20 protein-coding genes, 1 other RNA gene, 2 pseudogenes and 1 other annotated feature are annotated in these 24195 nt (G+C 42.4%); of the genes and pseudogenes, 16 read left to right on the top strand and 7 right to left on the bottom strand.

From position 1 onward, the window contains the following. The first annotated feature begins 38 nt into the window (after positions 1 to 38). A complete protein-coding gene (locus D4T97_RS04385; protein ID WP_126048134.1) occupies positions 39 to 701 on the top strand; it encodes a DUF421 domain-containing protein in 663 nt (220 codons plus the stop codon). A 74-nt stretch (positions 702 to 775) separates the two neighbouring features. Here the strand turns inward: D4T97_RS04385 and spoVB are convergent, their stop codons facing one another. After that, on the bottom strand, positions 776 to 2320 hold the full coding sequence (gene spoVB, locus D4T97_RS04380) for a stage V sporulation protein B (RefSeq protein WP_126048132.1): 1545 nt from the start codon (positions 2318 to 2320) through the stop codon (positions 776 to 778). 117 nt (positions 2321 to 2437) lie between these two features. Between spoVB and D4T97_RS04375 the strand changes: the two genes are divergently transcribed. From D4T97_RS04375 to dtd, 7 genes are all read left to right on the top strand, one after another. Continuing rightward, positions 2438 to 2734: a post-transcriptional regulator gene (locus D4T97_RS04375; RefSeq protein WP_126048130.1), complete on the top strand. Its 297-nt coding sequence runs from the start codon at positions 2438 to 2440 to the stop codon at positions 2732 to 2734. Positions 2735 to 2835: 101 nt separating this feature from the next. Then, complete coding sequence (gene secDF / locus D4T97_RS04370) at positions 2836 to 5103, top strand: protein translocase subunit SecDF (RefSeq protein ID WP_126048127.1); 2268 nt, start codon at positions 2836 to 2838, stop codon at positions 5101 to 5103. A 642-nt stretch (positions 5104 to 5745) separates the two neighbouring features. Next, positions 5746 to 6642 (top strand): cation diffusion facilitator family transporter, encoded by an 897-nt coding sequence (locus D4T97_RS04365; protein WP_126048124.1) that lies wholly within the window; start codon positions 5746 to 5748, stop codon positions 6640 to 6642. 92 nt (positions 6643 to 6734) lie between these two features. Then, positions 6735 to 9104 (top strand): single-stranded-DNA-specific exonuclease RecJ, encoded by a 2370-nt coding sequence (gene recJ / locus D4T97_RS04360; RefSeq protein WP_126048122.1) that lies wholly within the window; start codon positions 6735 to 6737, stop codon positions 9102 to 9104. Further along, positions 9095 to 9607, top strand: coding sequence for an adenine phosphoribosyltransferase (locus tag D4T97_RS04355; protein WP_126048120.1), 513 nt, complete (start codon positions 9095 to 9097; stop codon positions 9605 to 9607). Before recJ ends, D4T97_RS04355 begins: the two co-directional genes overlap by 10 nt. 276 nt (positions 9608 to 9883) lie before the next feature. Beyond that, positions 9884 to 12076: a RelA/SpoT family protein gene (locus D4T97_RS04350; RefSeq protein WP_126048118.1), complete on the top strand. Its 2193-nt coding sequence runs from the start codon at positions 9884 to 9886 to the stop codon at positions 12074 to 12076. Between the two features lie 14 nt (positions 12077 to 12090). Continuing rightward, the gene (gene dtd / locus D4T97_RS04345) at positions 12091 to 12528 is read left to right on the top strand and encodes a D-aminoacyl-tRNA deacylase (RefSeq protein ID WP_126048116.1); all 438 of its coding nucleotides are present in this window, start codon (positions 12091 to 12093) and stop codon (positions 12526 to 12528) included. 369 nt (positions 12529 to 12897) lie between these two features. Here dtd and D4T97_RS04340 read toward each other — a convergent pair whose 3' ends face one another. Next, a complete protein-coding gene (locus tag D4T97_RS04340; protein WP_164525466.1) occupies positions 12898 to 14166 on the bottom strand; it encodes an N-acetylmuramoyl-L-alanine amidase in 1269 nt (422 codons plus the stop codon). Positions 14167 to 14622: 456 nt separating this feature from the next. On the opposite strand from D4T97_RS04340, the gene D4T97_RS20400 reads away from it, so the two are divergent. From D4T97_RS20400 to aspS, 3 genes are all read left to right on the top strand, one after another. Beyond that, the gene (locus tag D4T97_RS20400; protein WP_164525465.1) at positions 14623 to 14799 is read left to right on the top strand and encodes a hypothetical protein; all 177 of its coding nucleotides are present in this window, start codon (positions 14623 to 14625) and stop codon (positions 14797 to 14799) included. A gap of 52 nt (positions 14800 to 14851) precedes the next feature. Continuing rightward, positions 14852 to 15080 (top strand) — a binding site (T-box leader). A 65-nt stretch (positions 15081 to 15145) separates the two neighbouring features. Then, positions 15146 to 16417 carry a histidine--tRNA ligase gene (gene hisS / locus D4T97_RS04335; RefSeq protein ID WP_235872155.1) on the top strand — a complete coding sequence of 424 codons (1272 nt, stop codon included), beginning with the start codon at positions 15146 to 15148 and terminating at the stop codon, positions 16415 to 16417. Between the two features lie 13 nt (positions 16418 to 16430). Continuing rightward, positions 16431 to 18200 carry an aspartate--tRNA ligase gene (gene aspS / locus D4T97_RS04330; protein ID WP_126048112.1) on the top strand — a complete coding sequence of 590 codons (1770 nt, stop codon included), beginning with the start codon at positions 16431 to 16433 and terminating at the stop codon, positions 18198 to 18200. A gap of 142 nt (positions 18201 to 18342) precedes the next feature. Here the strand turns inward: aspS and D4T97_RS04325 are convergent, their stop codons facing one another. Next, positions 18343 to 19188, bottom strand: a complete 846-nt coding sequence (locus D4T97_RS04325; protein WP_126048110.1) for a hypothetical protein — start codon at positions 19186 to 19188, stop codon at positions 18343 to 18345. A 59-nt stretch (positions 19189 to 19247) separates the two neighbouring features. Between D4T97_RS04325 and D4T97_RS04320 the strand changes: the two genes are divergently transcribed. Then, on the top strand, positions 19248 to 19469 hold the full coding sequence (locus D4T97_RS04320) for a hypothetical protein (RefSeq protein ID WP_126048108.1): 222 nt from the start codon (positions 19248 to 19250) through the stop codon (positions 19467 to 19469). 2 nt (positions 19470 to 19471) lie between these two features. On the opposite strand, the gene D4T97_RS04315 is transcribed toward D4T97_RS04320, so the two are convergent. After that, positions 19472 to 19936, bottom strand: coding sequence for an Hsp20/alpha crystallin family protein (locus D4T97_RS04315; protein ID WP_126048106.1), 465 nt, complete (start codon positions 19934 to 19936; stop codon positions 19472 to 19474). A 301-nt stretch (positions 19937 to 20237) separates the two neighbouring features. Between D4T97_RS04315 and D4T97_RS04310 the strand changes: the two genes are divergently transcribed. The 4 genes from D4T97_RS04310 to D4T97_RS04295 all read left to right on the top strand — a co-directional run bounded on the left by D4T97_RS04310 (position 20238) and on the right by D4T97_RS04295 (position 22540). Continuing rightward, entirely contained in the window at positions 20238 to 20489 is a 252-nt protein-coding gene (locus tag D4T97_RS04310) for a hypothetical protein (protein WP_126048104.1), read from the top strand. A 1-nt stretch (position 20490) separates the two neighbouring features. Continuing rightward, positions 20491 to 20727: a hypothetical protein gene (locus D4T97_RS04305; RefSeq protein ID WP_235872154.1), complete on the top strand. Its 237-nt coding sequence runs from the start codon at positions 20491 to 20493 to the stop codon at positions 20725 to 20727. A gap of 505 nt (positions 20728 to 21232) precedes the next feature. Next, a non-coding RNA gene (gene ssrS / locus D4T97_RS04300) (6S RNA) lies at positions 21233 to 21420 on the top strand. 358 nt (positions 21421 to 21778) lie between these two features. Further along, complete coding sequence (locus D4T97_RS04295) at positions 21779 to 22540, top strand: tRNA threonylcarbamoyladenosine dehydratase (protein ID WP_126048102.1); 762 nt, start codon at positions 21779 to 21781, stop codon at positions 22538 to 22540. 81 nt (positions 22541 to 22621) lie between these two features. On the opposite strand, the pseudogene D4T97_RS04290 reads toward D4T97_RS04295, so the two are convergent. The 3 genes and pseudogenes from D4T97_RS04290 to D4T97_RS20715 all read right to left on the bottom strand — a co-directional run. Further along, positions 22622 to 22783: pseudogene (locus D4T97_RS04290) on the bottom strand (IS3 family transposase); the annotation flags it as partial. A gap of 2 nt (positions 22784 to 22785) precedes the next feature. After that, positions 22786 to 23843 (bottom strand): annotated as a pseudogene (locus D4T97_RS04285) (IS3 family transposase); the annotation flags it as partial. A 4-nt stretch (positions 23844 to 23847) separates the two neighbouring features. Next, on the bottom strand, positions 23848 to 24140 hold a 293-nt coding region (locus D4T97_RS20715; RefSeq protein ID WP_235872153.1), incomplete at its 3' end, for a transposase. Positions 24141 to 24195: the final 55 nt, after the last annotated feature.

The following is a 24195-nucleotide window of genomic DNA, read 5'->3' as shown; positions in this document are numbered from 1 at the left end:
ATACTAATTTATGACGTTTTTAACAGGGGGAAATAAATATGAATGATTTCATTGTCATTATTTTGAGGACAGTCGTTCTGTATGCGATTATCCTCGTTATCTTCCGGCTGATGGGAAAAAGGGAAATTGGTGAACTCAGTGTGTTGGACCTAGTGATATTTATCATGATAGGTGAAATGGCTGTCATTGCCATTGAGCAGCATAAAGATCCAATTATGCATACGATCGTACCTATGGCTGTATTGCTTATTATTCAAGTGGGGATGGCCTATTTTTCATTAAGAAGTCGTAAATTTCGCAGTCTTATTGATGGAAGGTCATCGGTTATCATTGAAAGAGGAAAGATTAACGAGAAAGAGATGAAAAGGCACCGTTATAATTTTGATGATTTGCTTATGCAATTGCGGCTAAAGGACATAAACAATATTGCTGATGTAGAGTTCGCCATACTGGAAACATCAGGGCAATTGTCTGTATTTAAAAAAGAAAATAAAAAAAAGGCAGGCTCCGTTACCATCCCTCTTATCATTGATGGGAAAATTCAGCAAGATGGCTTAAAGGAATCGAATAAAAGCGAACAATGGCTTCGTCGTGAGCTAGGTACAAGAGGTCACAAAGATATAGAAAACATTTCATTTTGTAGTTTTCAGGACGGAAAATTTTTCGTTGACTACATCGATGAAGGGAAAAGGCCGCATTAAAGGGGTCTGACCCCCCGCTGCGTTAATACGTTACCACTTAAACGCGCTGGGGGTCAGACCCCGGTTTTACAGTTTTATTTTATTATATTTCCTATGAATGGTATTTTTGTCACGTCACTTTTGGTCACCAGTTTAAATCCGACCAGCAAAGCTAAATAGATTAGCGTTATGAAAATGATTCCTATGGTCAGCTTAATTAAACTTGAATTGAAAAATAGAGAGTCATATATGATTTTGCCGCCCCAGCCTGCCATAATGGCAGCAGCAAAAAACTTTACATAGTCATTGATATACACGGTAAACTGAACCTTCTTTAATACAGTGGCATAATGCAACGCGGTAATTAACAAGGTTCCGGTTGCAATGCCAAGGGCCGCTCCCGTAATGCCGATGGTCGGCTGGGATGCTAACATAAAAATTACTCCAAGCTTGACAGCGTTTCCGATCAAGCTGTTGATCATTGCTGCCCTCGCCAGGTCAAGTGCTTGCAATATGGCCTGTAGCGGTCCCTGATAGTAATGAAAGATAAAAAATGGGGCCATCAGCTTAATGAAATAAGCGCCGTTTTCTGAACCATAAATTAGCTTCATCAATGGCTCGGCAAATGTGAATAATACAATCACGGAAAGTCCACCGGATAGCAAAGCAAACCGCAATGCCTGCTGGAGCCTGTATTCAACGAGCTGATAATTGCGAACAGCATTGGCTTCACTGATCGCAGGAACGAGTGATGTTGCAAGTGAAAACGTAATGAACGATGGCAAAGTCAACAAGGGAAGAGCGTACCCAGTCAAAAGTCCGTATTGTTTAGTAGCTATCCCCGCAGCTATCCCCGCGATAAGCAGACTTTGGGAAACGATGATCGGCTCAAAAAACCAGGATAAGGAACCGATCATTCTGCTCCCTGTTGTAGGGAGTGCGACATTCATCAATTCTTTGAACGTTCCGCGGCCACCCCTTAAAGCAGATAAAAAATTTCTCCTGATCGGAAAACGTTTCTTCACTTTAAACATGGTGAATAAGTAAAAAAGAGAAACAAGCTCCCCTATTACCGATGCAACCATCGCTGCAGCAGCAGCGTATTCAATCCCCATGGGAAGAAAGGCCTTGGTAAGTACTGCAATCAATGCAATCCGGACAGTCTGTTCAATAACTTGGGAGACTGCAGACGGCTTCATATTTTGCTTCCCTTGGAAATATCCTCTGATTACTGATGAAACAGCGACAATTGGTATAATTGGTGCAATGGCTGCCAATGGATAATAAGTTCTCGGGTCTGTAAAGAGTGTCTCGGAAAGCAGCGGCCCCAGCATAATTAAGGCAGGGGTGAAAATCAATGAAAGTGTTCCTGTCACTGTTAATGAAACGACGAGGATCTTTTTGATCTTTCGTTGATCCCCTTGTATATCAGCTTCTGCTACAGCTTTGGAGATAGCCACCGGAAGCCCCAGTTGGGTGATAGTTACAACAAGGATCAACGTCGGATAGGCCATCATATACAAACCTACCCCTTCTTCTCCAATCAACCTCGCTATAACAATCCTGTTGATGAAGCCGAGCAGCCTTGTTACCAGACCGGCAGCCATCAAAATCATTGTGCCTTTCAGAAACTTTGACATCTATTTCCCTGCCTTCTCAAATTTGCTCAATTCGATTACAATTATGTATATGCTTGGACTTGGACAAAGCATGACAAGTTCGAGCTTTCGCATGGCAAAAAGAAGGGTGGTAGGCAGATGTCGGAAAACAAGCATGAATACGATGACTATTTTCATATGCTCAAACCTGCTTTATTGAGTAAGGCGGAGGAGTTTGCTGTACTTGGGTACGAGGATGTAACGATTAAGGACATATGGAGATTTTTAACGCAGAAAACTTGGAAAAAGCCTAAGGAAGGAGTTAGGGTCTACGAGTTAGTTTCGGATGTTCTGTCTTTAAGGGTTGGTGACTTTATGAATTTTGTAACTATGGAAGCGTTTCGCTCACAAGAATCCCCATTTGATGAGCTAAATAATAAGAAGTTTAACAACTAATGAAAGCAGACGAGGATTGACACCCTTTACCATCTGTTTCATAATTTAAAAAGATATAGAGAGTACAGTATGCTCTTCATCGCAAGGAGGATTTATATTTCATGGTAAAGAGAAGCAGGATAGTAGCCTTTTTCCTCATATTGATATTCCTCGCGGGAATTATGGGGTCGACCACAAACAGCATCATCAATAACATAAAGCTTGGTCTTGATCTCCAAGGTGGTTTTGAGGTTTTATATGACGTGAAACCGGCAAAAGAGGGGCAGAAAATAACCAGGGATACATTGGTACATACGGTCGATGCTCTTAACCGAAGGGTTAACGTCCTTGGTGTCAGTGAGCCAAACATTCAAGTTGAAGGAAACGACCGCATCAGGGTACAACTTGCAGGTGTGGAAGACCAAAACCATGCAAGGGAGATACTTGGTACCCAGGCAACTCTCACATTCCGGGATGTAAACGACAATGTGATGCTTGATGGTACCGATCTCGTTGAAGGAGCGGCCAAACAAAGCTTCTCTCCTGATACAAATCAGCCCATTGTTCTGGTCAAAATGAAAGATAAAAACAAGTTCAGAGACGTGACCGAGAAGATCCTTAGCATGAAGCCGAATAATCAATTGGTTATTTGGATGGATTTTGAAGAAGGGGTGGACTCTTACGAAAAGGCGGTTACAAGCGGCAGCCAAAAACTGCTCTCAGCCCCAAATGTCAATCAGGTCTTTTATGAAACCGATGTTACAATTGAAGGAAGCTTTACAACCCAAGAGGCAGAAAACCTTGCCAACCTGCTAAATGCCGGTGCCCTTCCTGTCAAACTGACAGAAGTGTATTCCACATCAGTGGGTGCCCAGTTTGGTGAGCAGGCGATGGATAAAACAGTTACAGCAGGCTTGATCGGAATTGCGATCATATTCTTGTTCATGATCTTCTACTATCGTTTTCCAGGTGTAATTGCGACGATTACGTTATCCATCTATATATATTTAATATTGCTTGTATTCACCTTGATGAATGGAGTCTTAACTTTACCGGGAATCGCAGCTTTAATTCTCGGGGTAGGGATGGCGGTAGACGCGAACATACTTACATACGAAAGGCTCAAGGAAGAAATCAGGCTTGGCCGTTCATTGAAATCAGCCTTCCAGGCAGGAAATAAGTCTTCGTTTGTTGCTATCCTTGATGCAAACATAACAACACTACTGGCAGGAGCAGTTCTGTTCTATTTCGGGACAAGCTCCGTCAAAGGGTTTGCAACGATGCTTATACTAAGTATTTTGATGAGCTTCGTAACAGCAGTTTACGGGTCCAGGTTCCTTCTTGGGCTTTGGATCAACAGCCGTTTCTTTAAAGAGAAGCCTGGCTGGTTTGGAGTGAAGAAATCCGAGATCCATGACTTGTCGGAAAACATTGCAGCACATGAATTAAAAACGCCATTTGACAGATTTGACTTTGTAAAAGCGAGAAAGAAGTTTTACGCTATTTCCATTATTCTGCTCGTTGCAGGGGCTATTGTTCTTGGCATATTCAGACTGAATTTGGGAATTGATTTTTCAAGTGGAACCCGTGTGGAAATTGATGCGGGCAAGACCTTGACTACCGAAGAGCTAAAAACGGAGCTGGACGCTATCGGAATGCCGTCTGATGATATTGTACTTTCGGGAGCAAATCAGGAAATCGGCGTAGCCCGCTACAAAGGAGCCATGTCTAAGAACGAGATAGCAAAACTGAAGGACCACATTGAAGAAAAGTATGGTACGGAACCGAATGTCAGCACGGTATCTTCCACAGTTGGTAAAGAACTTGCCAAGAATGCTTTATATGCACTTGCCGTAGCAGCATTGGGCATCGTCATTTATGTATCATTCCGCTTTGAATATAGGATGGGGCTTTCAGCTGTACTGGGACTTGTCCACGATGCCTTCTTCATTGTTGCGTTTTTCAGCCTGACTAGGTTGGAGGTTGATTTAACATTCATTGCCGCCGTCTTGACAATTGTCGGTTATTCCATCAATGACACAATTGTCACGTTTGACCGTATCCGAGAAAATATGAGAGCAAAAAAACGCTTGAAAACAGAGCAGGATATTGCCGATGTTGTCAACACAGGTCTACGTCAAACATTGACGCGTTCCATCAACACTGTGCTGACTGTCATTGTCACTGTTGTAGCGCTCTTAATATTCGGCAGCGAGTCGATCCAGAACTTTTCACTTGCTTTGCTTGTGGGTCTATTGGCAGGAACTTATTCATCCATCTTCATTTCCGCACAGCTTTGGTATGATTTGAAAGTCAGGGAACTGAAGAAAAAGGGACCAATCAACACGGTAAAAGAAAAGAAAAAGTGGTCGGATGAGCCGCAGGTGTAAAGAAAAGCGTAAGCGCCTTGCTTAGCCTCGACAAGCACAAGAAGATTCCCGAGGAGGCAGTTCTTCAGCCACCACAGGGAATCAGCTTGTGACCTCGAGGGGCTAGGCGCTGAAGCTGGACAACAAGAAAAGCGGAGGGCGACGTTTAGCGACGTACAGACTGGATGACTCTTGACGAGATAAAGGAGACACGGCGAATGCCTTAGGCGAGCTGATGTCGACTTATCGTAGGAGGGAGGAGGAAGTCTGCTAGTCGCTGGAGCCCGTAGCTAGACAGTAAGAAAAGCGTAAGCGTCCGTTTAGCGACGTACAAACTGGAGTCCTCCGTAACGAGATAAAGGATTTATAAGTGTAATTTATCGGCGGCAAGCATAAGAAGAGGCTGAGGGGAAGGCTTAGTTTGCCTTCAGTAGCGATAGCCTTATGACCCTGAGTCAATGGCACTCGGTAGGCTCAGAACACGACATCCTGTCGTTTTGCTTGCACTAGCACTTCCTGTCCGTCGGTGGCACTAAGATGTCCAGTCCTGCGCAGCTGTATAGAGGAGAAATATTTTCAAGTAAAAAAAGCCGCAACTTGCGGCTTTTTTGCTTGGAAAGGGTAGTATAAGTAATACCAGCTGCGTAAAGGAGAATGGTATAAATGGAGAAGGATCGCTTTAAACAAGCTGAGCGGGCAGCTTGGCTCGGGGTTATAATTAATATCTTACTGACAGTTATAAAAGGGGCTTTTGGCCTAAAGGCACACAGTAAAGCATTGATTGCAGATGCTGTCCATTCAGCTTCTGATATAGTCGGATCCTTGGCGGTTTATGTGGGCCTTCGAGCTGCTAAACGGCCGCCAGATGAGGAGCATCCTTACGGACATGGGAAAGCCGAATCCATTGCTGCAATTATCGTTGCAGTGATATTATTCATTGTTGGTCTGCAAATTGGTAAATCATCGTTTGAGTCTTTTTTCAAGCCACTGGAAGCACCAGGTTCCATAGCCATTTATGCGGTTGTATTTTCAATCATCGTCAAGGAAGCACTGTTCAGATACAAATACAAGCTTGGAAAAAAGCTTAACAGTGACGCATTGATTGTGAATGCCTATGAACATCGATCAGATGTTTATTCTTCCATCGCTGCATTGATAGGGATTGGCGCCTCCATTCTTGGCGAAATGCTGAATGTGGATTGGCTGGTTTATGGCGACCCGGTAGCTGGTTTGGTTGTATCGGTTATGGTCTTAAGAATGGCATGGAAGCTTGGAGCTGAATCTATTTATAATACATTGGACCATGTTTTGGATGATAAGGAGATCGAAGAATTCAAAGAGGCAGTTTTTTCCGTTCCGGAAGTCATGAGGATTGACGAGCTTCATGCCCGGAAGCATGGCTATTATGTGATCATTGATTTAAAGATTTCAGTCAACCCTGATATGACTGTCTCTGAAGGACATTTGATTGGAAAAAAAGTAAAGAAAAAACTCCTCAGCGACCCGAATGTGCATAACGTTTTAGTCCATATAAATCCATTTTATACAGAATCGAACTAAGAATTTGTTTTCTGTAATTTCCATTTTAAAAAGGGGTCATTGAATGGGACATACCTATTTTGTATAATTAGGAAGTCTGAAGGAGTGAATGTATGTTACAGTCAAAAACTCGATGGATCGTCCGGGAAGCGGATAAGAAAATAGTCCAGATGCTTTCCGATGAACTTAATTTATCGCCGCTCACTGCCACGTTATTAGTAAATAGAGGCATAACCGATCCTGAGGAAGCTCATAGATTTTTATATATAGAAAAAGAAGAGTTCCATGATCCATTTTTGATGCAGGATATGCGAAAAGCGGTTGACCGGATACGTAAGGCCATCGAAATGCAGGAGAAAATTCTTGTGTTTGGTGATTATGACGCCGATGGTGTAACAAGTACTACTGTATTAATGACGGTATTAAAGGACTTAGGGGCTATCGTCGAGTATTACATACCCAATCGATTCACTGAGGGATACGGTCCAAATGAAGGGGCGTTTCGCCGTGCAGCTGCCGACGGAATCGGGCTTATCATCACTGTTGATACAGGGATTTCTTCTGTACACGAAGCAGAAGTAGCAAAAGAGCTTGGCATGGATTTGATCATTACAGACCATCACGAAATAAGGCCGGAAATACCTTCTGCCTATGCTATCATCCATCCAAGGTACAATGACACCCCTTATCCATTTCCGGATCTTGCCGGGGTAGGTGTCACGTTTAAGCTTGCCCATGCGTTATGCGGTGCTGCACCGGAAAAATTGCTTGACCTGGTAGCTGTCGGAACAATTGCCGACCTCGTTCCGCTGCATGGGGAAAACCGTCTCATTGTCAAAAAAGGCCTTAGAGTCCTTGCCAGATCTGCGAGACCGGGACTTGTCGCATTAAGCAGGCTGGCAGGCGCGAACCTGGCTGAAGCGAATGAGGAAACCGTTGGTTTCACAATTGGACCGCGTTTGAATGCGGCTGGCAGGCTTTATTCAGCCAACCCTGCCGCTGATCTTTTACTGTCAAAAGATGAACAAACAGCAGAACAGTTGGCAGAGGATATCGAGCAATTCAATATCGAAAGAAAAGAGATTGTGTCGGAAATAACTAAAGAAGCGATAAATATGGTGGATACTTTATATCCTCCGTCCGAAAATCATGTGCTTGTGATTGGAAAAGAAGGTTGGAATCCCGGGGTCATCGGTATTGTCGCATCAAGGCTGACTGAGAAATACTACAGGCCGGTAATTATTCTTGGTTACGACCAAGAGACCGGCAAGGCGAAGGGATCTGGCAGAAGCATCAAAGGTTTTGATTTATTTACAAACCTGCTTTCCTGCTCTGATCTGCTTGAACACTTTGGCGGGCATCCAATGGCTGCCGGCATGACTCTTTCAATTTCCGATGTAGAAGACTTGCGAACCAGATTGAATAGCGCAGCAAAAGAACAGTTGAGTGAAAAGGATCTAGTTCCATACACAGATTTGGATGCTGAGGCTACATTGGTCAATGTGGATATTGATTTGATCAAAGAGCTGGATTTGCTTGCGCCGTACGGCGTGATGAACCCAAAACCAAAGTTTATGGTCAACGAAGCTGACGTGCAGGATAAAAGGAAAATTGGTGCCGCACAGAACCATTTGAAGCTGACATTAAAGCAGGGCGGCGGAATGTTGGACGGTATCGGCTTTAATCTCGGGGAAATAGCTGACAGCATTTCACCGGATGCTAAAATGTCGGTCGTCGGCGAGCTTGCTATCAACGAATGGAATAATATAAGAAAACCGCAAATATTTATTAGAGACGCAGCTATTAATAATTGGCAGCTGTTTGATTTAAGAGGAAATAAGCGGCCTGAAAGCTGGCTGCCCCTATTACCGGATAAGAATATAACTTTCATAGTTTTTAATCAAAACAGCCTGAGCGAGTTTCCCTGGGATTCCGGTGAGACCGATATTAAAATTATTGCTGATGCGGAAGAGGCGAGACGTCTGACGCTTGATGGAAAAAGCATAGTCCTTCTTGATCTCCCTCCGAGCATCGATCTTCTCGAGGAAATGCTAACAGGAAAGTCACCGGATCGAATTTATGCACATTTCTATCATGGGCGCGGGGAATATTTTAAAACAATTCCAACACGGGACCATTTTAAATGGTTTTACGCTTTTCTTGCTAAAAGGCGCACTTTTGACGTCAAAAAATATGGCAAAGAGCTTGAATCTTACCGAGGATGGTCAAACGAAACAGTGGAGTTCATGACTCAAGTGTTTTTTGAATTGGAATTTGTTACAATAAAAGATGGAGTCATTGTGTTAAATCAGGTAAAAATGAAAAAGGATTTAACGGAGTCGCCTGCCTATCAAGAAAAACAGGCAGTTATTGAACTGGAAAATGAACTGATCTATTCATCATACCAGGAATTGAAGCAATGGTTTGAGAAGAGAGTCTCACACCCTGTTTACTATGAGGAGGAAGTGGATGCATGGACTTAAAACAATATATTACAATTGTTCCGGATTGGCCTCAAAAAGGTATTCTTTTTAAGGATATTACTACATTAATGGACAATGGAGAGGCCTTCCACTATGCAACGGACCAAATTGTTGAATATGCGAAAGAAAAGCAAATAGATCTTGTTGTCGGCCCGGAAGCCCGGGGATTTATCATCGGCTGCCCTGTTGCATACGCTCTTGGAGTAGGCTTTGCCCCTGTCAGAAAAGAAGGGAAGCTTCCGAGAGAGACAATTAAGGCAAGCTACGGAAAAGAATATGGTAAAGATGCCTTGACAATTCATAAGGACGCGATTAAAAAGGGACAGCGGATTTTAATTACGGACGACTTGTTGGCGACCGGTGGTACGATTGAGGCGACAATCGAGCTCGTTGAAAAATTGGGCGGCGTTGTTGCTGGTATAGCATTCCTCATCGAACTTTCATATCTTGATGGAAGAAAAAAGCTGGATAATTATGACCTTTTGTCCCTTATGAAGTACTAAGCACTCAATTGAGTGCTTTTTATTATAATCTAGGGAATAATCAAATGCTCAAGTTGTGGTCCGGCGATGAACAGGTGTTTACGCTTTTGCTCTATCAAAGTAAATAAAATTCGATAAAATTTGAGATAAATGTTGGAAAAGTAAAGCTTCTTCTTTACAACCCATGCTATAAAAACGATAATAGTATTCATATATTCTTTTTTCTACACAATTTTATTCGACAATTTTTGCAATTGCTATTAGTAATATTTATTTTTAATAAAAAAGGTGATCCTTGTGGCAAAAGATAAAATATTAACAGCTGAAGATGTCTTTGAGCGGACTAGAAAGTATTTGAACGAAGATCATGTCGAACTAGTAAAAAAAGCTTATGAATTTGCCCACCAGGCTCATAAGGATCAGTATCGCAAATCGGGGGAGCCATATATCATCCATCCGGTTCAAGTGGCCGGGATCCTTGCTGATCTGGAATTGGATCCCGCTACTGTAGCGGCGGGCTTCCTGCATGATGTTGTGGAAGATACCCAGGTGACAATCAAGCAGTTATCCGAGGAGTTCAATAGTGAAGTGGCGATGCTTGTTGATGGCGTCACAAAGCTTGGAAAAATAAAATATAAATCCCATGAGGAGCAGCAGGCCGAAAACCACAGGAAGATGTTTGTTGCGATGGCGAAAGACATTCGGGTCATTTTGATCAAACTTGCAGATAGACTCCATAACATGCGGACATTAAAGCATCTGCCGCCGGAAAAACAAAGAAGAATCTCCAATGAAACCCTGGAAATCTTTGCTCCTCTTGCCCATAGGTTGGGTATTTCAAAGATTAGATGGGAATTGGAAGACACCTCGTTGCGCTACATGAATCCGCAGCAATATTATCGCATTGTCAACTTGATGAAGCGGAAGCGGGCTGAAAGGGAACGGTATTTGGACAACGTCATTGACGAAATGAACACCCGGTTGGAGGAAGTTGAGATTAAAGCCGAGCTGTACGGCAGACCCAAGCATATTTATTCCATCTACCGTAAAATGAGCTTGCAGCATAAACAATTCAATGAAATCTATGACCTGCTTGCTGTGAGAATCATCGTCAACAGCATCAAAGATTGCTACGCTGTTCTCGGAATCATCCATACATGCTGGAAGCCGATGCCTGGAAGGTTCAAGGATTATATTGCTATGCCCAAGCCCAATATGTATCAATCACTCCATACAACCGTCATAGGGCCAAAAGGTGAACCGTTGGAAGTGCAAATCAGGACGATTGAAATGCATCGGATTGCCGAATACGGGATAGCTGCACACTGGGCTTATAAAGAAGGAAAAGCGCTTGATCAGCGGGCGTCCTTCGAGAAAAAGCTTTCCTGGTTCAGGGAGATTTTGGAATTTCAAAATGAATCGGCCAATGCTGAGGAGTTCATGGAATCATTAAAAATCGATTTGTTTTCTGATATGGTATTTATTTTCACCCCGAAGGGGGATGTCATTGAACTTCCGGCAGGATCGGTTCCCATTGACTTTGCTTATCGAATTCACTCGGAAATCGGCAATAAAACAATCGGAGCAAAAGTCAATGGAAAAATGGTCACGTTGGATTATAAGCTGAATACAGGTGATATTATTGAAATCCTTACGTCAAAGCACTCTTACGGACCAAGCCAGGATTGGCTCAAGCTAGCGCAGACATCCCAAGCGAAAAATAAAATAAGGCAATTTTTCAAAAAACAGAGAAAAGAAGAGAACATCGTTAAAGGCAGGGAATTGGTCGAAAAAGAGATCAAAGAACTGGATTTTGATCTCAAAGATATCCTTGTCCCCGAAAATATAGAAAGAACTGCAGAGAAATTCAATTTTCCAACCGAAGACGATATGTATGCGGCAGTTGGCTATAATGGCATATCGGCGCAGCAGGTTGCGAACCGTTTGACGGAAAAATTGAGAAAGAAACGGGATGAAGAAGAGGCCGTTAAAGAAATCGTATCAGCTGAAGGAAGACAGGCTTCACGACCAGGCAGGTACGAAGCAGGCGTGACGGTGAAAGGTGCAGACAATCTGCTTATACGTCTGTCCCGCTGCTGCAACCCGGTTCCTGGTGATGAGATAATCGGTTTCATCACTAAAGGGAGAGGTGTTTCCGTCCATAGATGTGATTGTCCGAATGTCGCCAGCTCTGACCAGGAAAACCGTCTCATTCCTGTTGAGTGGGTGCAAGGCGGAAGCACTCGAAAAGAATACAATGTGGATATCGAAGTGCTGGGCTATGACCGACATGGACTGTTGAATGAAGTTTTGCAGACAGTAAGTGGAACAAAAACGAACATCACTGCTATAAATGGCAGAACGGACCGGAATAAAATGGCTACTATTATGGTGACGATTTCCATTCATAACATCAGCCATCTACACAAAGTGGTAGACAAGATCAAACAGATTCCGGACATCTATGCAGTCCATCGAATAATGAACTAAAGGAGCATATAAACGTGAAAATTGTGCTTCAGAGATGTAAACAGGCTAAGGTAACGGCAGCAGGTAAAGTGACAGGGGCAATCGGCAAAGGCTTTGTTTTGCTGGTGGGTATCACTCATGATGACACGAAAAATGAAGCCGAGTGGCTGGCGGATAAAATCGTGAACCTTCGTGTTTTTGAAGATGCAGAGGGCAAGATGAACCTATCATTAAAGGACGTGGATGGCGAAATCCTGTCAGTCTCCCAGTTCACTCTTTATGCTGACTGTAATAAAGGTAGGCGTCCGAGCTTTATTGATGCAGCGGCACCCGACGCCGCCAACCTGTTCTATGAACAATTTAATGAAATGCTTCGGGAGAAGGGTGTGAAAGTAGAGACAGGCGTTTTCGGTGCCATGATGGAAGTCGATCTAATTAATGACGGGCCTGTCACCCTTGTACTGGAACGATAAATAGAAATGTACTAAATATTTGGTAGAAAAATAGGAGGGCGTCCAGAAAATCAATTTAAACTGATTTTCTGGACGCCCTCCTTTTAAAATGAAAGGCATTATGCAGGTGCTATCAATAATGGGAGCCTGTATCGGTGACAGATTTTTTATGAAAAGCAACAATTGATGGTTAGTCGTTTTTTCTATGAAGTAAGGGTATTTGCACAATAATCCATTACTCTGTCACTAAACAGTAGATTAAGTTACTGCAGTAATGGAAAATCACTAGCTTGGTCACTAAGAGTGGCTCCAAGTTACAGTAACAACGAGAAAATTTCTCACTCGGTCAAGAGGAATCCCGAATAGCGAGTCAGAAGTATGGCATTCCAGTCATCGCTCAAAATAATCTTCCAGCCCTTTGACAATTGCGTCGGTAACTTTTTCTCTATATTTATTTCTTTTAATAGTCTTTTCTTCATCAATGTTGCTCAAATATCCAAGTTCAAGCAATACGGCCGGCTGGGTGTTTTCTCTCAAGACATAATAATTCCCGAATTGAGTTCCCCGGTCTTTCAGTTTGATTGATTTGGATAAATGGCTGTGTACTGTGTCGGCCAAACGTTTTTCATAAGAATAGTAATAATATGTCGTATAGCCTGAGGCGGAGGCATCGTCGATGCTATCGTAGTGCAGACTGATGAAAGCATCTGCTCCATTCTCGGCAGCTGTGTTTGTCCGGTTATAAAGGGGGACGTATTTATCGCCGGTCCTAGTCATCATGACAATCGCCCCGGTTTTCTTTAGTTTTTTTTCAAGCAGCTTGGCCGTTTTCATTGTCAAGTCCTTCTCAAGCGCCCCATTAGCTCCTGCTGCCCCCTGATCGTTACCCCCGTGTCCCGCGTCAATGACAATGAGTTTGCCTGAAATTCCCTTTCCGGTTTTTCTGATGCCGGCAGGCCTGTCAGTCATAGAAACGACCCAGCTGGCTATGTACCCTTTTTTCCCTTTTTCTGTCCTGACTCGAATCCAGTCATTCTTTTGATCAATGATCTCATATACTTCTCCGGCAAAAGCCTGTCCAACGATATTAGATTTAATGTCGGGTTTTTTTCTTATGTTTGAATTATCATGAAGAATCATGATGTTGACCTGATCATTATTTTTCCTATCTTGAGAAGCTGCTTTTTTATCAACGTATTGGCTGCTGACCCATGCTGTCTCCGAGTCAAAAAGGATCTTGCTCCATCCGTTGCTTTCTTCCACTATTTTCACTTTCGAGTCTATGTCAAGTTTACCGAGAATATCACTTTCCGTACTCGGTTCGGACCGGACGTTCAGGTTATGAACAGTGATTGTACCCTCTATCGATGGTTCACTATTTGAATCTTTGGATGCGAGCCATCCGGCAATCCATCCGGTTTTGCCCGAGGGGAGTTCGACTTCATACCAGTCGTTCTTTTCTTTTATGATAGGGTAAGTTTCCCCTTTTTTTATTTGGGTAATGATTGAATAGGAAGTACCTGGTTTTTCTCTGACATTGACCACTTCACCTGTAACTGTGGCGCTTCCTGACTCTGCAGTATTGGACGACGGATCCTTGCTGCATCCGATAATGATAAAAATTAGTGCAAGAATCACCAAAAGCTCTTTTTTCCCCACGTCCATACCGCCTTTCTCTCATGGTTATCATTATCGCATGATGAAATGAAATAAAAAAGTGCTTAATGTTTTTCTTGTCCATTTAAATTAAGATGGGATATCCAGCACGTGTGGGAAGGAAGCTAGCTTGTGCGCTTAACAAATCTTGTGCTATTACATTATGCTACGTTTAGCTCCAGCGCCCAGCCCCTAGAGGTCACAAGCCTGTAAGGAAGAGTGTGCTTCTCCGCCAAACCATATTCAAGGAAGTCTTTGTTCTACTCGTCGCAAAGCTGCATGAAGCATCCTCAAAGAAGTTTCACAGGATGTGATGGAAGCAGCCACTTGGCTGAAGAACTGCCTCCTCGGGAATCATCTTGTGCTTGTCGGGGCTAAGTAAGGCGCTTGCGCTTTTGTTGTTATAATTTTTCAATCTAAGGAAATAATAATGGAATATCAATTCCGGGAGGATATTTAATGAGGATCAATGAAAAAGGCCGATACGCAGGCGCGGCTTTGCCAAACACAGAAGGACTCAATCTGCAGAACGTGCTTGAAAGTGAGACTGGAGAAATATCTGTTCAATCTATGCATGAGGCGGGCTTGGATAATACAAATATCCAATTTTTGAAAAGAGGCCTTGAGCGTGGTTAAACATTGACAAAATCTGTATACATTCGTATGATAATATAGAGAAAAATAGATGATTCATCCGGTGAGGGAGAAAGTAGTTGGGAACGATTTGATCAGAGAGGAAATATCCAGGCTGAAAATATTTCCGCAAATTGCCTCAATGAAAGACACTCCTTAGGATTCCGCTTCGAACGGCTCTAGCTTAGTAGGAGAAGGACGCTAACACGCGTTACGTGAAAAAGTGAAAGTGCAAAATTGCTTTTAAAAAGGGTGGCACCGCGGGAAATACTCTCGTCCCTTGTTTTTCGAAACAAGAGACTGGGAGTATTTTTGTTTTAAATTAATGACTGTGAAAGGGGATATGAGGTTGTCCAACATTCAAATACCAAGAGGTACTCAGGATATTCTTCCTGGTGTGGTTGAAAAATGGCAGTTTATTGAGAAAAAAGCTAAAGAAATATGCGGCAAATTTCAATATAAAGAAATAAGGACTCCAATTTTTGAACAAACAGAACTGTTTCAACGCAGCGTCGGGGATACGACTGATATTGTTCAAAAAGAGATGTATACGTTTGAAGACAGGGGCGGGCGCAGTTTGACACTCCGTCCGGAAGGCACGGCTGCAGTTGTCCGTTCTTATGCGGAAAACAAAATGTATGGACAAGCGGTCCAGCCTGTCAAGCTGTATTATTTCGGACCGATGTTCCGCTATGAACGCCCGCAGGCCGGACGATACCGCCAGTTTGTTCAATTTGGCATAGAAGCAATCGGAAGCGATGATCCGTCCATCGATGCGGAAGTCATTTCACTTGCGATGGAGCTATACAGGGAGCTTGGTTTGAAAAAGCTTCGCCTGGTCATCAATAGCCTGGGCGACAGTTCTAGCAGAAAGGCACACAGGGATGCTTTGATCGCCCACTTCAAGCCAAGTATCGGGGAATTCTGCGGAGATTGTCAGCAACGGCTTGAGACGAATCCTTTAAGAATCCTTGATTGCAAGAAGGATCGCGATCACGAATTGATGAAAACTGCACCGTCAATCCTTGATTATTTGAATGATGAATCACGCAGCTATTTTGAGAAGGTGAAAAAGCATCTGACAGACATGCAGATTGATTTTGTGGTTGATCCTACACTTGTAAGAGGCTTGGATTACTATAACCATACTGCCTTTGAAATCATGAGTGAGGCAGAAGGCTTTGGTGCCATTACAACTTTATGCGGAGGCGGAAGATATAATGGCCTAGTGCAGGACGTTGGCGGCCCTGACCAGCCTGGAATCGGGTTTGCCCTTAGTATCGAGCGCCTTTTAAGTGCTCTTGACGCAGAAGGGGTGGAGCTTCCTCACGAAGAGGCAGTTGACTGTTATATTATTGCACTTGGCGATGAAGCGATGGACTATTCGATGCCTTTATTGCAGCAGCTCCGTAGAGAAGGATTTTCGGCAGAGAAGGATTACATGGGGCGTAAGATGAAAGCACAGTTTAAAGCAGCCGAGCGACTTCATGCCCAGCATGTTCTTATTATAGGCGAAGACGAGTTGGAAAAAGGTCTTGCTGTTATCAAAGATCTGCAAACGGGAGAACAGAAAGATGTCCCGTTGGAAAATATTGTTTCATTTTTAAAAAGAGAAGGATAAGGAGAGTTTGCTCATGTATGGAAGAACATATTATTGTGGAGAGATTACAGAAAGTGCAATCGGGGAATCGGTTGTTCTAAAAGGTTGGGTTCAAAGACGCCGTGACTTGGGCGGGCTGATTTTTATCGACCTTCGTGACCGTACGGGAGTCGTGCAAATCGTTTTTAATCCGGAAGTATCGAAAGAAGCGTTGGAAATTGCTGAAACAATCAGGAATGAGTTTGTGATCGATGTAAAGGGAGAAGTAATCAAACGGGATGAGTCGACATTCAACACAAAAATTAAAACAGGAACGATTGAAGTGATTGTCAATGAAGTGACAATTATCAACAAAGCCAAGACACCTCCGTTCATGATTGAAGACAATACTGAAGCTGCCGAAGATATCCGGCTGAAGTACCGCTACCTGGATTTACGCCGTCCGGAAATGTTTGAAGTCTTCAAAATGCGCCACGATGTTACAAAGACAATCAGAAATTATTTGGACGACGAAGGCTACCTTGACATTGAAACACCGATGTTGACAAAGAGTACTCCGGAAGGTGCCAGAGACTACCTTGTCCCAAGCCGTGTTCATCCGGGAGAATTCTATGCATTGCCACAGTCGCCGCAGCTTTTTAAACAAATGTTGATGGTCAGTGGCTTTGATAAGTATTACCAAATTGCACGTTGCTTCAGAGATGAAGATTTACGTGCGGACCGGCAGCCGGAGTTTACCCAGGTGGATATTGAAACTAGCTTCATGAACCAGCAGGAAATCATGTCCATGGTTGAAAAAATGATGGTGAAAGTCATGAAAGACGTGAAGGGCTTGGATGTCCCATCCCCATTCCCGGTTATGTCATACGATGAAGCAATGTCCCGTTTTGGATCCGACAAGCCTGATACACGCTTTGAAATGGAGCTTCAGGATGTGTCCGAAATCGTAAAAAGCTCAAGCTTTAAGGTTTTTGCGGGGGCAGTCGAATCAGGCGGACAGGTGAAAGCTATCGTTGTAAGACAGGCTGCAGACAAGTATTCCAGAAAAGACATTGATGCACTTGGCGAATATGCTGCCATTTATGGAGCAAAAGGGCTTGCCTGGATGAAAGTCGAAGAGGATGGCATCAAAGGGCCGATTGCCAAATTCTTTGATGAAGACGAAGTAAAGCAGATCACTACTTTGGTGCAGGCAGAGGTTGGCGATTTGATCCTTTATGTGGCAGATAAAAAGAGTGTAGTGGCAGACTCGCTGAATGCCCTAAGATTAAAGTTGGGCAAAGAGCTTGGGCTCATCGATGAAAACAAATTTAACTTCCTTTGGGTAGTTGACTGGCCCCTGCTTGAATATGATGAGGAAGAAGGACGGTATACTGCGGCTCATCATCCGTTTACGATGCCTGTCAGGGAAGATGTTGAGCTGCTTGAAACTAAACCGGAAAATGTAAGGGCGCAGGCTTACGACCTCGTCTTGAATGGATATGAACTTGGCGGAGGTTCATTGAGGATCTTTGAAAGGGAAGTCCAAGAGAAAATGTTCAAAGCCCTAGGATTTTCAGCAGAAGAGGCACAGGAGAAATTCGGCTTTTTACTTGAGGCCTTTGAGTACGGGACCCCACCTCATGGAGGGATTGCGCTTGGCCTGGATAGAATGGTCATGATCCTCGCCGGCAGATCCAGTCTCAGGGATACAATTGCATTTCCGAAAACAGCTAGTGCCAGCGATATTCTCATGAAAGCTCCTGATGAAGTGGATAGCAAACAATTAAAGGAACTTCATCTGCAAGGTGAAGGTAACAAATAATAGAAATCTTAAGTAAAAACGCTAGGCGCCTTGTTTCTGCACGTTAATCCACTTCAAGCCGCCAACAGATTATTTTTTAATATGGGCTACAAATATAAAGTGAAAGCAGGGCCGGCATTTATAGAGGTCGGCCTACTTTCCTTTATTCAATGGAAATCTCTGTAAAGTCATCATTATCATCATCAATCACTTGGTTGTGTTCTCCAGTGTTTTGGTGTTCAGTAACCCTCTCATCGGGTTCCACACTAGATTCCCAACTTGATTCTTCACTGGCATCTACACTAGACTCCTCCCCAGTATTCTCCAAGTCGTTATCTTCATTTTCTTTTTTGAAGCTATTGAAATCAGCTTTTAAATCTTCAGCTATTTCAGCGGGAAGTGTACTGTTTCCGTATGTTGCTCCAATATTTAGCTGTCCGCTCAAAGCCTTAATCCCCAAGGAACCAAAGTTATTATTTTGTTCGTACTTATCCAATAAAACTTTATCAACTTTTATTTCCCGTATAACGATAGGCTGTGCGCTTTTCGAGGCGGGATTCTTCTTTACCTTGTCCAACTCTTCCATGAGTTCTTTCGTTTGTTGCCTGTTTTCTACCACAATTTCTTTTATCATGGCAAAATGATCTTCCATAATAGCTATTCGCTGTTCCAAACTGTCTACTTTGATCTTAAAGGGGGCCAGCGTTTGTGAAATAAACTTTGACAATTGCAATAAAAAGTGCTCTTCCTCCACAATATATGATTTTTGATTTCCGGTTTTAGCCTTATCGGATCTTTTGGGACTTCCTTTCCGTTCATTATAGTCAGATTGGGAGGATAAGGTTTCTTTCTTCAACTTACTCTCCATCTTTAGAAGCCTTTTCATCTGTATATCCATTGCATTTATTTTTTTCACTTGTTGTTCAAGTGTCTGTACCCTTTTTGTAAGGTTCTGTATTTCCTCATCATTATTTTCATTTCGGTTGAATAAACCTTTTATAGGCATCATTAATTCACACCTTTATTGTTTAAAAGAGTGTTGTCCAAAAATGAAAGGGGATGTTCAAAATGAAAGCAAAAACGACCATTAATTTACATGGTTTGCACATTCGGACAATGGACAGGAGATCTTCCGTTACCTTAGGCAGTACAAATTCGCATGGAAACCATGTCTGCAACCATCGAAATGAAGGTTTTGGCGAGCAAAGTGGCGATGGAGTCATTCAAAACTATCCTGTTTCGGTCGTAGAGGATTCTGATTTCATCGATAACAATGTCCTGAAAAAGTAAATCTACAGGATGGGTATATTCTCGTGTCGGGTATATCTTCTCTTGTATGTCACAAACAGGAGGCCGCTCACAAATTTAGCTTGTACATCCTTATGTTCAGCAGCTTCAGGCAGCTCAATGACCCTCTCAAATTCTCCATAATGCCGTTCAGTTAGAATCGGAGATCCTGAAACACTCGGTTTGTTACTAATCCCTTTGACAAGCAGCTTAGTTCCTGAGAGCGAAAGCTGAACCTCTTCTTTCTGAAGACCTGGTAATTCAATGATGACCATGATTTGTGTGTCCGTTAAATAAATATCCGCTAACGGGAATTTGGTCGAAGGTCTGCTTGCCTTTGATCCCATTGGATATTTTTGAGGATTTTGCTCCGGCGTATCCATAAATTGGTCAAAAATGGCATCCCAAAAGTTTCCGTTTTGGTATTTTTGCGCCATTTCCATCCACTGTTTTAGTTTTTCCAGGTCCATTATTCCTACCTCCAAACATATGTCTTTTCACTTGGACAGGAATAGGATAAGTTGCACAAGTTGTTGGTAAATGGAGGACTTGACTGAACCACTGTTCAAGCATACCGGACTTTCCTAGTTCATAGTGCTTTAAAAGTCAGCACCAAGAAGATTTTCATTTTCCTTTTATATATGTATTAACACGGGGATCCATTCATTACTCCGATTCTTGACACTTCTAGAGGGTGCGGGTTCTTTTGCTTTTACCTCATAAAAGGTAAGGTTTTGTAATATATTCACTTAAGGGAGGGAGGGTCAATGCATGAGGGGGGCACCTATTAATATAAATATATATATGTTAAAGATAAATTCGTTTGAGAACGCTTCTGCCGTTAATATAGGTCAAAACTTGTTGGCTAATTGGAATAATTCCGATAAGAAAACGCAAGGTTTTGGGCAGAATTTTGGAGATGACAGCGCCTTTTTAGGCCCGCAAAGCTTTATAGATGATCGGGATTTGGTGGATTCCCCAGCCACCTTTAATGCGTTGCCAAAGATGAGGGGGAAAGGGTGAGATGCTGGTGTTTGGACCTGTTGTCATAAACTTATTAGCCTTTAAAGTGAATACAATGGATCGAAATGCATCTGTAAACATGGCACCTTCTGCGCGTTTTGATGTTTTTCTGAACAATAAACAAAACTATGGTTTGGGGGAAGAAAACGGCGACTTCTCGATCATGAATGTTCCGCTCAATCTTGTCAATGACCAAGATGTCAATGACACTAATGCTCAGAAGACAAGTGTTATTTAAAGGGACCAAATATACAGAATTATGAAAGGCGAACCGTGAAAAGGTTCTCCTTTTTTTATATCGTTCTATAGATCTTGCTAATTTATGTCCCGGTATGGATTAAAATTTTATTACGTTTAAGAATGCTTAAAATCAGTTTTTTATTCAAACTAGAGTACGTTATGCCCAGCTACGGACAGGAAGTCATGGTCCCGCTGGAGCCCAAGTCATGCAAAGTTTATTCAGGAAGATTGTGTTCCTGCGGCACAGCATATTCGAGGAAGCTAAGAGAAAATCATAGCAAATCGCATGACGCAAATTCCGAGGGAATTCTTACAATATGATTGAATCAGCCGCTTTTCAGTGGTGGCTGAAAAGCTCTCTCATCAAGATCCGTTTTGTGTTGTCGCCTAAGCGCCTTGCTTTTCTTTAAGACTAATTTTCGAGACTCTCCCGCTGAGGGAAATTCCCAGGATGTTTTCAATTGATATATTTTTGTGCCTGTGATAGTATTTAATCAATAAGAAAAGTCCTGATGTGTTCGTCTAAATACCTTATCGTTTTGACCGACAAGTTTTAACTACGGGAGCTTGGAGTTTCCAAATCGATGGCATGCCTTTGGTTAAAGGACGCTTGAGATTCGGAGCAGAGCACCCACCTGCCGAGAGCGGGTTCAAAACAAAGGATCTTAATGACGGCACAATCGGGACTTTTCATCATTAAAAAAGCAATCTGTTTAGGCAGATTGCTTTTTTAATGATGAAATTACAAAACGCCTATAAATGTGGATAACTTAATTATCGGATTATGCTGACCCTAGCTCCAACGCTGTTGTCGAATTATGCTACCTTGTCGCAGAGCTGCAAGTAGCAAATTTAAAGAAGTTTCACATGATGTAATTGAATTACTTCCTCCTCGGGAATCACCTTAATTGCCTGCGCTAGGCATGGCGCTTTCGCATTTTAGATCAGCCTGCACGTCGATGAACAGGCGCTTTTGCTTTTTTACTTGCAAACTGGTTTTTTTTAAATTACTCTTAGTCCAGTATTCATTTAAATCTGGAGTTGATTTTATGCTGCATCAGTTTTCACGCAATGAATTGGCAATAGGAAAAAAAGGGTTGGATATATTGAAAAACAGCACAGTGGCTGTACTTGGGATTGGCGGAGTCGGTACGTTTGCCGCTGAGGCACTGGCAAGGTCCGGAGTCGGCAAATTGGTGCTCGTTGACAAGGATGTTGTGGATATTACGAACGTCAACAGACAAATCATAGCCTTATTGTCGACAGTTGGACAGCCAAAAGCTGAATTGATGAAAGAAAGAATTAAAGATATTAATCCTGAATGCGAAGTTGTTGCATTAAAGATGTTTTACACGGAAGAGACATATGAGGAGTTTTTCTCACATGATCTGGATTTTGTGGTAGACGCTTCAGATACGATTTCATACAAGATTCATCTGATAAAAGAATGTCTGAAAAGGGATATACCGATGATTTCAAGTATGGGTGCCGCAAACAAGATGGACCCTACGAGATTCATGATTAGAGATATATTTAAAACGCATACGGATCCAATTGCTAAAGTGATAAGGACAAGATTAAGAAAAGAAGGGATCAAAAAAGGAGTTCCTGTCGTGTTCTCAGACGAAAGCCCGATTGTTGTCAGGGAAGATGTGGTTGAAGAAGTCGGAAAACAAGATTCTGATATTCGGAAAGCGAAAATGCCACCTTCATCGAATGCTTTCGTCCCTTCCACAGCAGGGCTGATCATGGCCAGCCATGTTGTCAGGGAATTTCTGAAGGATATTCATATTCAAAGGGTTAGTGATTAATGGGAGTTGTCAAATACAGCCATTCATTAAAAGCAGGTGGTAACGATTGAAGTGACCCCGAAAAGTTAGACATATTTTTTATTAAGCAACTTTCAAGGTCTGAACTCGGTATTCAACCGGGCTCAGGCCTTTTAATTTTGCCTTTATGCGTTTGTGGTTATAGTAATGGATATACTTGTCCAATTCCTGTTGAAAGTGCTCTACACTCTCAAATTCATTGAGATATAGGAATTCTGATTTCATANTTAAGCAACTTTCAAGGTCTGAACTCGGTATTCAACCGGGCTCAGGCCTTTTAATTTTGCCTTTATGCGTTTGTGGTTATAGTAATGGATATACTTGTCCAATTCCTGTTGAAAGTGCTCTACACTCTCAAATTCATTGAGATATAGGAATTCTGATTTCATAATACCAAAAAAGTTTTCAATCACTGCATTATCATAACAGTTGCCTTTGCGTGACATGCTCTGTGTGATTTTTTTCTCTTTTAAGGTGTGTTGATATTGGGTCATCTGATAGTGCCAGCCCTGATCTGAATGGATGAGGAGTTTGTCTCCCTCGGATATCCGTTTAAATGATTTTTCCAACATCTCTGAAACGAGTGAATACGTAGGCCTGGAGCCTATGGTATAAGTGATGATTTCTCCATTGTATAAATCCAGTATAGGAGAAAGATAGAGTTTCTTTCCAAACAATTTAAACTCCGTGATATCCGTTACCCATTTCTGATTCGGCCTTTCAGCTTCAAATTTCCGGTCTAGAATATTTGGTGCAATCTTGCCTACTTTTCCTTTATAAGAACGATATTTCTTCATGCGAACAAGGCTTTTTAAGCCCAACTCTTTCATGAGGCGCTGGACCTTTTTATGGTTTACCTTATGTCCTCGGTTCCATAGCTCATCACGAATACGGCGGTAGCCATAACGGCCCTGATGCTCATCGTAGATGGATTGTATCAACTTTTTTAACTCTGCATCTTTGTCCGGCCGTCCGAAATTCTTTACCCAATAATAGTACGTGCTGCGTGGAATTTCCGCCAACTCCAGCAAGGCCTTTACCGGGAACTCATGCCTTAGTTCATATATGGCTTGCGCTTTGTCTTTTTTGGTGACTTTTCCTTGTTTTGAACTAAGGCATTCAACTTTTTTAAATAAGCGTTCTCCATGCGTAAACGCTCTACCTCTGCCTGAAGAGCCTCTACAGATCCTTCAGCCGTGTTTTTTTTATTTTTTCCTTTATTATTCATGGCTGGACGCCCCTTTTTCTTCGGTTTCAGGGCATCTACTCCTTGGTTATTTAGTTCNNNNCCACGCCATTTTCTAATAAGGGCGGGTGACGAAATACCAAATATAACAGCAGCTTCATTAGGAGACAGCCCATGATCGAGCATATATTTAATTACGTCCAGTTTAAACTGTAGTGAATAGGTTGTATAGCTTTTTTCAAAAGCTTTGATTCCGTGATATTCAAATTGCTTGATCCACATCCGGACAACCTCATGATTTACACCAATGGATTTGGCAACCGTTCCCACACCTTCGTGTCCATTTTGATAACGGAGTACAGCATCTATTTTCTGTTCTATGGTATATTTGGCCATAAAAAAACCACACCTCCAATTGTTAGATGGTGTCTAACAATTAGGGTGCAGTTCA

This window comes from Siminovitchia acidinfaciens, from assembly GCF_003605385.1.
Lineage (GTDB): Bacteria > Bacillota > Bacilli > Bacillales > Bacillaceae_C > Siminovitchia > Siminovitchia acidinfaciens.
This window is presented reverse-complemented; position numbering and strand designations above follow the sequence as displayed.